A 15,068-nucleotide genomic window follows, 5' to 3' on the forward strand; every position below is an offset into this window, starting at 1 on the left:
AGAAGAATACTTTGTTTGTTCGTGTTTTGAACAGCGGTATTCTTCCGGTAGGCAGCGAAAAACCAATGCAGCAAAATGTGTCGGCCGGATTGGTCTTCAAAGACCGTAAAGGCAAAGTGATTTCGGTTTCGAAAATCGCGCAAGGAACCGAGTTCTATGCCGAAGTTACGCTAACCAACCGCAAGAACGAAAGAGTGGAAAACATCGCCTTATCGCAAATAGTACCGTCCGGTTTTGAAATAGTCAATACCCGTTACACCGATTTTGGCAGCGCTACCGATAATGTAGCCGATTACATAGACATCCGCGACGATCGCGCTAACTACTATTTCAGTTTGAAAGCGGCTGAAACGCGTCAGTTTAAAATCTTGTTGAACGCTTCTTATTTGGGCAAATATTATTTACCTGGATTACAGTGTGAAGCCATGTACGACAACGAGTTTTTAGCGCGTACTAAAGGACAATGGGTGGAAGTGGTGAAATAATTTTAGGAGCGAATGGTTCGGGAATTATCGGTTAACCGTGTTCCCGCTCTTCGTTCCAATTTTTTGTTTTGTCATCTAGTGCAGTCCAAGAACTTATTTTAAAAACAAAAAGATTTCCACTGCAATCGGGGCTATTGAACAAACCATTTGAATTTTTGTAAACGTGAAAGCCAAACTAAGAGCGTTCCTGCAACGTTTTATTGCTTATATCAAACGCAACCCTAAGAAATCAACGGTATTTTTTATACTGTTGCTGGTCTATTACTTTTCATTGCCGCGGGTTTTATTTGATTCGCCTTATGCGACTGTTATTGAAAGCAGCGAAGGCGAGTTATTGGCTGCCAAAATTGCCCGCGACGGACAATGGCGTTTTCCGGCTCAAGACAGCGTTCCCGATAAATTTAAAAAATGCATAGTTTATTTCGAAGACGAGCATTTTTACCATCATCCCGGATTTAATCCGGTGGCGATGGTTAAAGCGGTTCAGCAGAATAGAACCGCCGGGAAAGTTGTTCGTGGCGGCAGTACTTTGACCCAACAAGTCATTCGTTTATCACGCAAAAACAAAAAGCGAACCTATTTTGAAAAAGGCATAGAAATGGTTTTGGCAACTAGATTAGAGTTCCGTCATTCCAAAGAAAAAATCCTCGAATTGTATGCCGCGCATGCCCCTTTTGGCGGTAATGTTGTGGGTTTGGAAATGGCGTCTTGGCGGTATTTCGGTGTGCAATCTTACCAATTGTCGTGGGCTGAAAGTGCGACTTTAGCAGTGTTACCCAATGCGCCGAGTTTAATTTATCCCGGAAAAAACCAAATCAAGTTGATGAGGAAACGCAATACTTTGTTGCTCAAACTCTACAACGAAAAAGTCATTGATAAGCTTACTTACGAATTAGCTGTCAAAGAACCGTTACCCCAAAAACCGTATAATCTTCCTCAGATTGCGCCGCATTTGTTAGAAAGAATTGCGAAAACCGATGAAGGCAAACGCATCAAAACAACAGTGGATATTTCGTTGCAAAACCGCGTGAACCAAATCGCGCTTCAGTATTACAATCAGTATAAACAAAACGAAGTGCATAATTTGGCGATTATGGTCATCGACATCCAAAACCGTAATGTCATTAGTTATGTCGGTAATTCGCCAACCGACCAAGACCACGACAAAGATGTGGATATCATTGGCGCGCCTCGAAGTACAGGTAGTGTCTTGAAACCATTGTTATTTGCTTCAATGTTAGACGAAGGTGAATTGTTGCCTAACACTTTGGTCGCCGATATTCCGACACAAATTTCAGGGTATTCGCCACAGAATTTTAACCTGACCTTTGACGGAGCGGTTCCGGCACAGCGGGCATTGTCGAGGTCGCTGAATATCCCGTCGGTATTGATGTTGCAGGAACACGGCGTGAACAAATTTTATGAATTGACACAAAAATTAAAACTCAAAAACATCAATCAACATCCTGATCATTATGGTTTGTCGCTTATTTTAGGCGGCGCCGAAAGCAATTTATGGGATTTGTGTCGGGCGTATGCCAATATGTCGGCTACGATTAATTATTTCAATCAGTCGAACGGAAAATACCGCGCTAAGGAATTTGCCGAGTTGAATTATGTCAACGGTTTCGAACAAGATTATGGGGACGACAGTTTTCAGCAAAACATTTTCGGTGCCGGCTCGATTTACCTGACTTATAATGCTATGAAGGAAGTTAACAGACCTGAAGGCGACGAAGCTTGGAAGTTTTACGATTCGTCCTTAGAATTAGCATGGAAAACCGGAACCAGTTTCGGGAATCGCGATGCTTGGGCGATTGGAACCAATTCGCGTTATGTGGTTGGCGTTTGGGTAGGGAATGCCAATGGCGAAGGCCGACCGGAATTGACCGGAGTAGACAGCGCTGCGCCTATTTTGTTTGATGTGTTTAATTTGTTGCCTAGAAAAAAATGGTTCCAACCGCCTTTGAACGATTTGGAATACGCTGAGGTTTGTACCTTAAGCGGTCATTTGGCGCAAGACGATTGTCCGAAAACCAAGCAACTCATCACGCGCAACGGCAAGAAAACTTCGGTTTGTCCTTATCATAAATTGGTGCATTTGGATGCCACGGAACAATTCAGGGTGAACAGCAGTTGTGAAGACGTTGATAAAATGGTGTCCAAGAAATGGTTTGTGCTGCCGCCGGTGATGGAATGGTATTACAAGAGTTTGCACATTGATTACCAGTCTTTGCCGCCTTACAGAAGCGATTGCCAACAAGACCAAAAGGCCGCCATGGATTTTATTTACCCCAAAACGAACAGTAAAATTTATTTGGCCAAAGATTTCAATAGTAAGGTACAGCCTGTGATTGTAAAAGTGGCACATTCTAATCGTGAAGCAAAGTTGTTTTGGTATGTGGATAACGACTACAAAGGCACGACGCAAACTTTTCATGAAATGCCGATTGCAGCGGAAACCGGTGTGCATTACATTACTGTAGCGGATGAGTTTGGGAATGAGATTAAGAGAAGAGTGGAGATAATTAGCGATTGATAATCAGTAGCTTTTCTCACTTAAAAAGTGCACAAAAACTGTAACAGCCAAGAATTTTATATTTCTATTTTAGCATTAACTAAAAATCCCGTCAGGGATTCCATATTGGTAAACCAAAATCCAAGCAATCCCGCTAGGGATTTAATGTTGGTAGAACATTAATTTACATTAATCAAAATCCCGTTAGGGATGATATTAAATGGCCAATACGTACACCCAAATTCACATCCAATTTGTTTTTACAGTAAAATACCGCGAAGGTTTAATCCATTTATCCTTTAAAGACGAATTATATCAATATATAACAGGAATAATTAAAAACCATCATCACAAATTGTTGGCGATAAACGGAATGCCGGATCATGTACATATTTTAGTGGGTATGCGGCCAACACAATCCATTTCAGATTTAATGCAAGACATCAAAGGCAGTTCCTCAAAATGGATTAATGAAAAGAAGTTTCTGAAAGTAAAATTCGAATGGCAAGAAGGATATGGTGCTTTTTCCTATTCTAAATCTCAGGTAAATAGTGTGATTAATTATATTAAGAATCAAGAACAGCATCATGCCACAAAGAGTTTCAGGCAAGAATATTTAGAGTTTTTAGAATTGTTTGAGGTTGTGTATGATGAGCGTTTTATTTTTAAAGAGCTAATTTGAGGATATCATCCCTAACGGGATTGCTTTGGATATAGGTATAGTTGTTACCGGGATTAGCCCTAGCCCGGATAGGAGTGGAAATCCTTTTTTGTTTGCTCTATTTTGGATGTAAACTACCGAATTGCCGACAAAAAAGATTGTAACGTATAGCCGGAAACAGCTCCTAACAGAAACAAAAAAACCGCCAATCGTAATGAAAGGCGGTTTCTTTTTTTATTCCATGATCTCATTTCCTTCTTTGTCAAAGAAATGATACTCTAAATACGTGTAAGCGTCACGTTTGAAATTAAAAGGAGGACTGCCGGTGGCAGTCAGGTATACAAGCTTTAGCTTGTTTTTTAGCATAAAAAAACCATCCGTGTTATGAAAACAGGATGGTTTCTTTTTTTATTCTTTAATCTCATTTCCTTCTTTGTCAAAGAAATGATACTCTAAATACGTGTAAGCGTCACGTTTGAAATTAAAAGGAGGACTGCCGGTGGCAGTCAGGTATACAAGCTTTAGCTTGTTTTTTAGCATAAAAAAACCATCCGTGTTATGAAAACAGGATGGTTTCTTCTTTTATTCTTTAATCTCATTTCCTTCTTTGTCAAAGAAATGATACTCTAAATACGTGTAAGCGTCACGAGGTATGATTTTCACCCATTTTTTGTGTTCAAAAAACCATTTTGAACGCAATGATGGAAAACCTTTTTTAAGGTATGCTGCCACAAAGGGATGAACGTTTAGTTTCACGCCGCTGTGGTCTTTGATGATCTTTTCGAGGGAGAAATTAATCTTGTCGATAATTTGGATAGGCGCATCTACATCGCCGCTCAAATTGTTCGGATTTTCTTCTCGAGTCTCGATGTTGACCTCAGGTCTTACGCGTTGGCGAGTGATTTGGACTAATCCGAATTTACTCGGCGGTAAGATTTTGTGTTTGGCTTTGTCGTCGCTCATTTCTTCCCGGAGGAAGTTGAACAATACTTGGCGGTTGTCTGGATTTTGCATGTCGATAAAATCAACTACAATAATACCACCCATATCGCGTAGACGCAATTGTCGTGCGATTTCGGCGGCGGCTATCATATTGACTTCGAGTGCGGTATCTTCTTGGTTGGTGGCTTTGTTAGAACGGTTGCCGCTGTTCACGTCGATTACGTGTAAAGCTTCTGTGTGTTCTATAATTAAATAAGCTCCTTTACTCATGGATACGGTGCGTCCGAAGGAAGTTTTGATTTGTCGCTCGATATGGTATTTTTCAAACAACGGCGTGTCTTTCGACTGGTAAAGCTTAACGATTTTTTGTTTCTCGGGCGCTATTTCGGCTAAATAGTCCTTTGTTTCTTGGTACAACTCTGCATCGTCCACTTGGATACTGGTGAAAGTATCATTGAATACGTCTCGCAAAATGGAAGAAGCTTTGTTCAATTCTCCTAATATTTTGGAGGGATGATGAGCAGTTGGTAATTTTTTACACATTGCAGTCCATCGATTCATTAAGTTCTGCAAATCTTTTTCTAATTCGGCTATGCTTTTGCCTTCGGCTACTGTTCTCACAATAACCCCGAAACCTTTTTGTTTGATAGATTGTACCAGTTTTTTGAGTCGGTCTTTTTCCTCTTTGGATTCTATTTTTTGTGAAATAGAAACCCTGTCGGAGAAAGGCACCAATACTACAAAACGACCGGCGAAAGACAGCTCAGTGCTGATTCTTGGTCCTTTGGTAGAGATAGGTTCTTTGACTACTTGAACTAATACCGATTGATTGGCACTCAGTATATCTGAGATGGCGCCGTTTTTATCAATCTCTTTTTCAAACTGAAAGTTTTTTAGGGAGAAATCTTTTAGTTTACCTGCGCTTACAAGTTTTATGAATTTCAAATAGGAAGCCAAGTTCGGCCCTAAATCGTGGTAGTGTAAAAAGGCATCTTTTTCAAAGCCTACGTTTACAAATGCCGCATTTAGACCGGCAACAGGTTTTCTGATTTTGGCGATAAAAATATCCCCAACCTGAAAGTTGCTGGTGTCTTCCTGTTTGTGTAATTCAATTAGTTTTCCATCTTTTAATAAGGCAAAATCTACAGCATTCTCACCACTACGGATGATTAGTTCTTTATTCATGTTGTAAATTTTTATCCCGACAAAGCTTTTAGCATTTAGCATTTAGCTTTTAGCCAAAAGAGGCTAATTGCTGACGGCTAATTGCTGACGGCTAAAGTAAGGATGGATTAAACATTTTAAACAGGTAATGTTGTTACCCGGTGAGATTTAAGAAAACAGAAGCAAGAAGAAAGACAATTAGGTCTTGGTTCTTTTCTCTTTTTTCTTTTCTCGATTTCAATGAACGTTTTTTAAAAAAAGAAAAGTAGTTTAGAACTACTTTTTCTTTTTGTGTCGGTTAGCTCTCGCTCTTTTTTTACGTTTGTGCGTCGCTACCTTATGTCTTTTTCTTTTTTTACCACTTGGCATAAGCTTGTGTTTTTGTGATTAATAAATAAGTTTTTATACTGCTACTTCAGTATTGGTTTTTACTGATTCTACGAATACTTTAGCAGGTTTAAATGCCGGAATATTGTGAGCAGGAATTTTGATAGTAGTATTTTTAGAAATGTTTCTTCCTGTTTTTTCAGCTCTTGTTTTGATGATGAAGCTACCAAAACCTCTTAAATAAACGTTGTCTCCGGTTTCTAATGAAGTTTTTACCTCTTCCATAAACGCTTCAACAGTGGCTTGAACATCTCCTTTTTCAAGGCCTAATTTTTCTGAAATCTTCGCTACGATATCTGCTTTCGTCATTTTCTTTCGTATTTAATATTATGTGTAATTTTTTGAGGTTGCAAATATATGAATTAAAAAAAGAATATTTCAAGCATAATCTATTAAAATTTAATCACATAAAGATTTATTTTTGTAAACCTAAATTCCGCTATGAATTTCTCTAAATCTCTAATCCAATGGTATTTACAAAACAAACGCGATTTGCCTTGGAGAAACACCATTGATCCTTACCACATTTGGCTGTCTGAAATTATGTTGCAACAAACGAGAGTGGCACAAGGTTTACCTTATTATTTGCGATTTACGGATGCTTTTCCAACTGTTTTTGATTTGGCCGAAGCCAGTGAAGAGGAAGTGTTGAAATTGTGGCAAGGTTTGGGCTATTATTCGAGAGCCAGAAATTTACACAAAACGGCGCAACAGATAGCGTTTGAATTGGATGGTGAATTTCCAAAAACTTATACCGAACTGCTAAAACTGAAAGGTATAGGCGAATACACGGCTGCGGCGATTGCTTCGTTTTCCTATAATGAAAATGTTTCAGTGGTTGACGGCAATGTTTACCGAGTGTTGTCGCGTTATTTTGACGTAGAAACCGATATCGCTTCATCAGGAGCGAAAAAAGAGTTTACCCAATTGGCGTCCGAATTGTTACCTAATGGTCAAGCCAATTTGTTCAATCAAGCCATAATGGAATTCGGAGCATTGCAATGTGTGCCCAAAAATCCAGATTGTGCTAATTGTATTTTTAATGACAGTTGTTTGGCTTTGCAGCAAAAGAAAGTAGCCGAATTGCCTGTTAAATCTAAAAAAATAAAAGTCAAAACCCGTTTTTTTAGTTATTTGGTTTTTAGGGATGAGGCGAACAATACAATAATTGAAAAGCGAACTCAAAAAGGAATTTGGCACAACCTGTATGAATTTCCATTAATTGAAACAGACCATGAAATAACAAATTTTCAACTTGAAGAATTACTGCAAAAACAACCTTTAGCGGACAATAAAATGCTGAGTATTTCCAGATTTAATTCGGATTTGATAGTTCATAAATTAACCCATCAGCATTTGAATATTCACTTCTGGGAAGTAAAGCTTGAAGGACTACTCTCAGGTGGAACCGACTGGGAATCAGTCAAAAAATTGCCATTTCCGATAGTAATTCACAATTTTATTGAAGCAGAAAGGTTTTAGATTTCAAAAAAAGATGTAAATTTGAAGGACACAAGGCCTTAATAGGTTATATCGCTGTGAATTAAACAAATTGCTGAAGTAATGAATGGGACATTAAATAAAGTAATGCTTATAGGTCATTTGGGTGACGAAGTAAAAATGCACTATTTCGAAGGCGGAAATTGCATTGGACGATTCCCGTTGGCTACTAATGAAGTTTACATTAATAAACAAACCAACGAAAAAATCACCTCTACCGAGTGGCATAATCTAGTAGTGAGAAATAAAGCAGCAGAAATTTGTGAAAAATATTTATCTAAGGGTGATAAAATTTATATCGAAGGCCGAATCAAATCGCGCCAATGGCAAGCTGAAGACGGTACAACCAAATATACTACTGAAATTCAGGTCACAGAATTTACTTTCTTAACCACCAAAAAAGAAGTAGAAGGTGTTAGAACTCCTCAAAATCTGGAGCCTAAACCTGCTAACTTTGAATCGCCTAACACCGCCAATCCGGAAAACGATTTGCCGTTTTGACATTGTTTAACTAACTTTGATGCCTTTGGACCCCGAGCCCAGTTTAACTTTTCTCGACACTATTGATACCAACTTGCTTTTTGGAAGTATAGTTATTGTTTTGCTGTTATTTTGTTCAGCCATGATTTCGGCTGCCGAAGTGGCATTGTTTTCTCTTTCTCAAAATGATTTGACTAAAATGTCACTACAAAATCCCGAGAAAGCTCAGTTAGTTTCCAGGTTGCTACAAAAACCGAAAAAGCTTTTAGCTACTTTATTATTGGCTAATAATTTTGTCAATATTGGGATTGTAATCTTGTTTTCATTTGTTGCCAATTCTCTTTTTGCAGGTATTGTTTCACCTCTGGTTAAATTTGTGGTGGAAGTGATTTTGGTTACTTTTCTCATTTTACTTTTCGGAGAAGTACTGCCTAAGGTTTATGCAAGCAGGAATAATGTCAAGTTTTCTTTCGGAATTGCCCGTCCGATTTGGCTCTTAGACCAATTGTTGTCACCTTTTAGTATGCCTATGCGAGCCGTAACAGTTTATTTGCATAAAAAATTAGGAAGGCAAAGGTCGAACATATCTGTTGACCAACTTTCACAAGCTTTAGAAATGACTTCTTCAGAGGATACGACTACAGAGGAACAAAAAATTTTGGAAGGCATTGTTTCTTTTGGGAATACTGATACCAAGCAAGTGATGAGTCCGAGAATTGATATCTTTGCTTTGGAAATTGAGGAAACTTTTGTTGAGATTTATCCCAAGATAGTTGAAAAAGGCTATTCGAGAATTCCGGTGTATCGTGAAAATATTGATCACATTGAAGGGGTTTTGTTTGTAAAAGACTTAATTCCGCACATTCATAAAAAGGAATTCGATTGGAATTCATTGATGCGAGAACCATTTTTTGTGCCTGAAAATAAAAAATTGGACGATTTGCTCAAGGATTTTCAAAGCATGAAAAGCCACTTAGCCATTGTAGTTGATGAATATGGCGGGACTTCGGGTTTGGTTTCATTGGAAGATGTCATAGAGGAAATAGTGGGCGACATTTCGGATGAGTTTGACGATGAAAACATCAGTTATTCGCAAATAGACGACAAGAATTTTCTCTTCGAAGGGAAAATCAACCTCAAGGATTTTTATCGCATTGTGACTGTTGATGACGATGCTTTTGAAGCCCAAAAAGGAGAAGCCGAAACCTTGGCCGGATTTATATTGGAAATATTAGGTAATTTCCCCAAAAAAGGGCAAAAAATCAATTTTTCTACCGTGATTTTTACGATAGAAGTAGTCGATAAAAAGAGAATCAAACAATTAAAAGTAACTTTGGAATAAAGTAAAATGATCAATAAAGTAATAGGTTTTTTGACAGTATTGTTACTGTTAGCGTTTACCGGATGTAAAAATGAAGTATTGCCTAAACCTGCAGGACAATTGCGTTTGGACTATGAAGTATCGCAATATGTAACCTTCAGTAATCAGTGTCCGTTTACGTTTGAAATGAATGAAAAAACGACTATTAAAGCCAATCAAAATTGTGAGTTTACCATCAATTATCCGAAAATGAAAGCCACCATTTATTTGACTTACAAAACGGTGAACAACGACATAGATAAACTATTGCGCGATGCACAAAAGTTAACTTACGAACACGTGATCAAAGCGGATGATATTTTAGAACAACCCTACATCAACAAGGAAAAAAAAGTATATGGCATGTTTTATAGTGTAAGTGGCAATGCCGCTACTAATGCGCAGTTTTATGCTACTGATAGTATAAAACACTTTGTAACAGGTTCGGTGTATTTTTATGCCAAGCCTAACTTTGATTCGATTATGCCGGCTGCTGATTATATTAAGAACGACATGCAGCATTTGATAGAATCGATCCAATGGGACCGAGACCGTTAGGTCGAACAGAGCGAAGCTAAATAAAAAAAGGAACCCAAGTGAGTTCCTTTAACATTAACTGAAATTTGATTTATTTTTTGTGTACTACTTTGTAAGTGGCGCCATCAGCTGCGGCTTCAACAGTAGCATATAACTTTTCAGGAGTTAATACTGCAGCATCAAATTCAACGGTTGCTTCTTTTTTGTCGAAATCTACCGTGGCTTTTTGAACACCTTCCATATCGGCTAATTCTTTTTCGATGGTTTTAGCACAACCCATAGCGCAGGTCATTCCGTCTATTTTAAAACTGGCAGTTTCAGGTTTAGCTGCTACAGCAGGGGTTTTTTCAGTAGTGGCAGTCACTTCGGTTTCATTGTTTGCAGCAGGTTTGCTAGCGGTATCTTTGCAACTGAAAAGCAAAGAAGAAGCAATACCTAAGGTTACTAAAGATTTGGTGAAATTCATGGTATTTGTAATTTAAATGTAATGGCTTATTTGAGGAACAAAAATAAATAAAAATAAAAGTTATAATTCTTAAAATAATTACAAAATTTGGACTCACAAAACCAGGTATGAAAGCAACACAAACAAAATGGCTTATTTTAATCGTTCTCGCCTTAATTTGGGGGAGTTCGTTTATATTGATTAAAAAGGGATTGGTCAGTTTGAGTCCGTTCCAGTTGGGTTCTTTGCGCATCGTTTTTTGTGCGCTTTTTTTGTTGGTCATCGGATTAAAAAATCTTACCGAAATTCCGTTGCACAAGTGGAAGTTTATTGCCTTAACTTCGCTTTTCGGGACCTTTATACCGGCTTATCTTTTTGCCATAGCCCAAACCCAAATCAGCAGTTCGGTCAGTTCTATACTCAATTCACTTACACCACTAAATACATTAATTTTAGGCGCTTTGGTTTTTGGCCTCGATTTTAAACGCACTCAAGTTATAGGAGTAATCATTGGTTTTGCAGGGACTATGTTACTTATTTTAAATGGCGCTGCACACCATCCGAATCAAAATTATTGGTATACCATTTTGGTTTTAATCGCCTCGATGTGCTATGCTACGAATGTCAATTTAATCAAAAGATATTTGTCGGATTTGAAACCGCTGACCATCACTACGGGTAACTTTTTGGTGATGTTGTTTCCGGCGCTCGGGATTTTATTGTTTACCGATATTTTGTCGAAAATTCACTTGGTTGAAGTCAAAGAAGCCATGATTTTCATTGCCATTTTGGGAGTTATCGGAACCGGAATTGCCAACGTGCTTTTTTATAAATTGATTCAAATTTCCTCTCCTGTTTTTGCAACTTCAGTAACTTATTTGATTCCGGTGGTAGCTTTCTTTTGGGGATTGTTGGACAACGAAATGCTGACACCTGTGCAGTTTATTGGAGCATTTGTAGTGTTAGTTGGTGTTTATTTGTCGAGTAAAAAGTAGAATATAGAAGGCAGAATTCTGAAAGCAGAAGTTTGATATTTGTAAATTTTGAGTTTGGATTTTATTTGTTTTTTGCTTTTTGTGTTTTGGAATTTATACAAACAAAAAAGACCGCTATTGCTAACGGTCTTTTGTATTTATAAAGAATTTCAATTATTGAAAATCAGCCTCTGAAACGCCTTCATTGATTTTTACATCAGTCATTTTAATGTCTAATTCGAAACCAACATTTAAGATCGTGTTGAAAGGCACTTTAACTCCTTTTACGTCTCTGTAATCGTTGTAAGAAGTCACACGAGTTGCTTTTTGACCGCCTTGCTCTTCAGTTGTAGCTTCGGCTGTTTTTAAACCTGTTTTTACATCGAAGTAGTAAGTAGTGTCGCCATCAACCACAGTGTAAGCATCGCTTCCGTTCATGGGTTCGATACCGGATAAAGTTACTCCCGCTTTAGAGGCTAAAGTAGTTTCTCCAAATAACACAGCGCTTTCTTTCATTTTGGCCAATTCTTCGCCTTCAAATGTTTTTTTCTGACCTTGTTGCATCATATATCCTGAGTTGCCATTAATGACTTGTTTCATCAAAGAACCCATTCCGGCCATAGAAAGCTCTACCATCATGCGGCCTTTGTTGTCGATTTTTGAGTTGTAAGCAATTGGCATTGGCGCCTGAGGAATTTTGGTTTCACCCACCATTGCCATCGATTTTACAGTTTTAATCGCTTTGTCTCCACCAATAGCAGTTACATAGTTGTCGATTACTGTTTTCAAAGTCACGCCGGCAGGAATGGCTTTTTTAGTAACCGGTTTTTCGGTTGGATTACCAAATTTATCAAAATAGGACATTGGGATTTTTAAACTTTCCAAGGCAGGCAATACTTCTGATCCTTTTCCAACTACTAAAATTCTTAAGTTATCGGCTAAGAAATACTTGTTTACTACTCTCATTACATCTTCCGGTGTTACGGCGTTGATGTTTTTGATGTAGTTTTCATAGAAATCAGCCGGAAGACCTTCTGTTTCGATGTTTAAAGCATAACGGGCAACAGTAGACGGTTTTTCTACTTGCATTACAAAACGACCGATATAGCCGGCTTTTACGTTGTTCAATGCCTCTTCAGTAACTTTTTCAGTTCTGATACGGTTTAATTCATATAAAGCCTGAGTGATGGCACTATCGGTTACTGCATTTCTTACTTGCGTATTGGCTCTGAATTGGCTGTACATGTTTTTGTCGAAACCAACACTAGAGCGTGCTCCGTAAGTCCAACCGTGTTTTTCTCTCAAGTTCATGTTTAAGTAACTGTTAAAGTCGCCACCAAACACTTGATTCGCTAAAATTACCGGGAAGAAATCGGCGTCGCCCATTTTCAAATTTACTGTATTGAAAAGGGTGATTTCAGACTGCACGGCATTAGGCATGTCCACAAAGTTGATTTGTGAATATTGCACATTGGTTGGATTAGAATAAGTTAATCTTGGCGCAGTGGCTTTTACCCATGAACCGAATAATTTCTCTACTAACTTCTTAACGTCTTTGGTTTTAACATCACCCACAACTACTAAGTAAGCTCTTTCCGGAACGAAGTAAGTGCTGTAATTGGTTTTTACATCGGCTAAGGAAACATTGTTGATGGTTTCTTCAGACAAGTATTCACCTCCTGGATGGTTTTTGCCATATGCCAAAACTCTTTCTACTCTTCCGGCTACTGCGGTAACACTTTTTTCTTGGGTTTTTAATCCTTCGATTAACTTCTCTTTTTCTTTATCGAATTCTTCTTGGGTGAAGTTAGGCATTAAAGCACCTTCCGCCATTAATTCTAAAATTCTTTTAGAATGTTTAGACAATCCGCTGGCAGAAGCTCCTGAAGAGAAGAAGTTAATGTTAGCTCCCAAGAAATCGATTTCTTCATTGAAGGCATCTTTTGAAGTTTTGGTCGAACCGTTTCCGATTAAACTGCTGGTTAAATCGTCAACTCCTTTTTTGTTGCCTTCTGCATAAGGAGTATTGTCGATAGTTAAATTAAAAGATACTCTTGGTAACTTGTTGTTTTCAACGACCAAAACTTTCAATCCGTTCGGTAAAGAAAAAGTTTCCGGTTTTTTGATGTTGATGGTTGGTGCCGGACCCGGTTTAGGTTGGGTTCTGTCTTGTGCTTGCATAGTTAAGGTTAAAAACAAGCTTGATAATACTATAATTGTTTTTTTCATGATACTTTGAGTCTTAGTTTTGCGCTTTGTCTTTGGCCGGTACATAATCCAAAATCAAACGTTGATTTGGGTTCAAATATTTTTTAGCGATATCTTTGATTTCTTCGCGAGTGATAGAACGGAAGATTTCAATTTCGGTGTTGATTAAGTTTACATCACCGTATAAAAGATAGAAAGTAGCTAGGTTTTCGGCTACACCTTCTACGCTGGCATTGCTGTCAACATAGTTGCTTTCGTAGATGTTTTGTAGTTTTTGGTAATCTTTTTCAGAGATCAATTCGTTCTGCAATTTTACAATTTCTTCATCGATTTCTCTGATCAAGTCGGCCGAAGTGTTTTCACCTTGCGGCATGCCGTATAAAATGTACTGACCGTAATCTTCCTGTGTATAATTGAAAGCACCTACTTGTAAGGCCATTTTTTTGTCATCAACGATTTTTTTATACAACTTAGAACTCTTACCGTTGCTTAAATAAGTAGAAATCATGTCTAATACTCTGGCGTCACGGGTTTTCATTGACGGTGTTCTGTAAGCCGCTACCACCATTTCCTTTTGGATGTTCGGATCTTCGTAACGGGCTTTGATAGGCTCGGTAATTGGCGCTTCAACAAAAGTTTCTTTTTTGATTTCAACACCTCTTGGAATTGGGCCGAAATATTTTTCAATCCATGCTTTGGTTTGCGCGATATTAATTTGACCGGCTACCACTAAAACAGCATTGTTAGGAGTGTAGAATTTTTTATTGAACGCTTGGAATTCTTCCAAAGTGGCTGCGTCTAAATGCGCCATTGAACCAATTGGTGCCCAACGGTATGGGTGATTTTTAAACATGTTTTTCTTTACCTCGGCAATCAATTGACCGTATGGTTGGTTGTCAACACGCAATCTTTTTTCTTCTTTAACTACTTCATTTTGAGTGTCAACGCCAATTTGGTTGATCACAGGATGCATTAACCGCTCCGATTCCATCCATAATCCTAACTCGGTGTTGTTGGAAGGGAATACTTCAAAATAGTAAGTTCTGTCTTCCGAAGTGTTAGCGTTGTTGGTTCCTCCGTTAGAAGTTACAATTTTAAACCATTCACCTCTTTTGATGTTTTCGGTTCCTTCAAATAATAAATGTTCAAAGAAGTGAGCAAATCCGGTTCTTTCCGGGTTTTCATCTTTAGAACCTACATGGTACATTACCGAAGTAATAACTACCGGTGCTGACGGATCGTTGTGTAAAATGACATGCAAGCCATTCGGCAAATCGTATTCTTCAAAAGCTACCTTTTGAGCATGTGCTGTTCCTCCAAGCATAAGCAATGAACTTAAAGCAATTAATGATTTTTTCATAAAAAATTGAAATTTTTTCGTTGATTGTTCAGTTAGTTAACTAACCT

General features: G+C 38.1%; 13 protein-coding genes. 8 read left to right on the plus strand and 5 right to left on the minus strand.

Going from position 1 to position 15,068, the window contains the following annotated elements; genetic code table 11:
• The 3 genes from ACIQ32_RS08330 to tnpA form a co-directional block, all read left to right on the plus strand.
• The coding region (locus ACIQ32_RS08330) for a hypothetical protein (RefSeq protein WP_396195228.1) at nucleotides 1–485 on the plus strand (485 nt) is incomplete at its 5' end.
• 163 nt (nucleotides 486–648) lie between these two features.
• The gene (gene pbpC / locus ACIQ32_RS08335) at nucleotides 649–3,024 is read left to right on the plus strand and encodes a penicillin-binding protein 1C (RefSeq protein WP_396195229.1); all 2,376 of its coding nucleotides are present in this window, start codon (nucleotides 649–651) and stop codon (nucleotides 3,022–3,024) included.
• Between the two features lie 199 nt (nucleotides 3,025–3,223).
• A complete protein-coding gene (gene tnpA / locus ACIQ32_RS08340; RefSeq protein WP_396195230.1) occupies nucleotides 3,224–3,685 on the plus strand; it encodes an IS200/IS605 family transposase in 462 nt (153 codons plus the stop codon).
• A 561-nt stretch (nucleotides 3,686–4,246) separates the two neighbouring features.
• On the opposite strand, the gene ACIQ32_RS08345 is transcribed toward tnpA, so the two are convergent.
• Together ACIQ32_RS08345 and ACIQ32_RS08350 are read right to left on the minus strand one after the other, a co-directional pair.
• Entirely contained in the window at nucleotides 4,247–5,791 is a 1,545-nt protein-coding gene (locus ACIQ32_RS08345; protein WP_396195231.1) for an Rne/Rng family ribonuclease, read from the minus strand.
• Nucleotides 5,792–6,172: 381 nt separating this feature from the next.
• Nucleotides 6,173–6,466: an HU family DNA-binding protein gene (locus ACIQ32_RS08350; RefSeq protein WP_131474623.1), complete on the minus strand. Its 294-nt coding sequence runs from the start codon at nucleotides 6,464–6,466 to the stop codon at nucleotides 6,173–6,175.
• 132 nt (nucleotides 6,467–6,598) lie between these two features.
• Between ACIQ32_RS08350 and mutY the strand changes: the two genes are divergently transcribed.
• From mutY to gldD, 4 genes are all read left to right on the plus strand, one after another.
• Nucleotides 6,599–7,639: an A/G-specific adenine glycosylase gene (gene mutY / locus ACIQ32_RS08355; protein ID WP_396195232.1), complete on the plus strand. Its 1,041-nt coding sequence runs from the start codon at nucleotides 6,599–6,601 to the stop codon at nucleotides 7,637–7,639.
• A gap of 81 nt (nucleotides 7,640–7,720) precedes the next feature.
• Nucleotides 7,721–8,158: a single-stranded DNA-binding protein gene (locus tag ACIQ32_RS08360; protein WP_396195233.1), complete on the plus strand. Its 438-nt coding sequence runs from the start codon at nucleotides 7,721–7,723 to the stop codon at nucleotides 8,156–8,158.
• A 25-nt stretch (nucleotides 8,159–8,183) separates the two neighbouring features.
• Nucleotides 8,184–9,479 carry a gliding motility-associated protein GldE gene (locus tag ACIQ32_RS08365; protein ID WP_396195239.1) on the plus strand — a complete coding sequence of 432 codons (1,296 nt, stop codon included), beginning with the start codon at nucleotides 8,184–8,186 and terminating at the stop codon, nucleotides 9,477–9,479.
• Between the two features lie 6 nt (nucleotides 9,480–9,485).
• A complete protein-coding gene (gene gldD / locus ACIQ32_RS08370; RefSeq protein ID WP_396195234.1) occupies nucleotides 9,486–10,055 on the plus strand; it encodes a gliding motility lipoprotein GldD in 570 nt (189 codons plus the stop codon).
• A 70-nt stretch (nucleotides 10,056–10,125) separates the two neighbouring features.
• On the opposite strand, the gene ACIQ32_RS08375 is transcribed toward gldD, so the two are convergent.
• Nucleotides 10,126–10,500 carry a heavy-metal-associated domain-containing protein gene (locus ACIQ32_RS08375; RefSeq protein ID WP_396195235.1) on the minus strand — a complete coding sequence of 125 codons (375 nt, stop codon included), beginning with the start codon at nucleotides 10,498–10,500 and terminating at the stop codon, nucleotides 10,126–10,128.
• A gap of 107 nt (nucleotides 10,501–10,607) precedes the next feature.
• On the opposite strand from ACIQ32_RS08375, the gene ACIQ32_RS08380 reads away from it, so the two are divergent.
• Entirely contained in the window at nucleotides 10,608–11,474 is an 867-nt protein-coding gene (locus tag ACIQ32_RS08380; protein WP_396195236.1) for a DMT family transporter, read from the plus strand.
• A gap of 153 nt (nucleotides 11,475–11,627) precedes the next feature.
• Here the strand turns inward: ACIQ32_RS08380 and ACIQ32_RS08385 are convergent, their stop codons facing one another.
• Nucleotides 11,628–13,682: a M16 family metallopeptidase gene (locus ACIQ32_RS08385; RefSeq protein WP_396195237.1), complete on the minus strand. Its 2,055-nt coding sequence runs from the start codon at nucleotides 13,680–13,682 to the stop codon at nucleotides 11,628–11,630.
• A gap of 13 nt (nucleotides 13,683–13,695) precedes the next feature.
• Nucleotides 13,696–15,021 carry a M16 family metallopeptidase gene (locus tag ACIQ32_RS08390; RefSeq protein WP_396195238.1) on the minus strand — a complete coding sequence of 442 codons (1,326 nt, stop codon included), beginning with the start codon at nucleotides 15,019–15,021 and terminating at the stop codon, nucleotides 13,696–13,698.
• Nucleotides 15,022–15,068 lie beyond the last annotated feature (47 nt).

Origin of the sequence: Flavobacterium sp. (assembly GCF_044373165.1) — a bacterium.
Taxonomy (GTDB): domain Bacteria; phylum Bacteroidota; class Bacteroidia; order Flavobacteriales; family Flavobacteriaceae; genus Flavobacterium.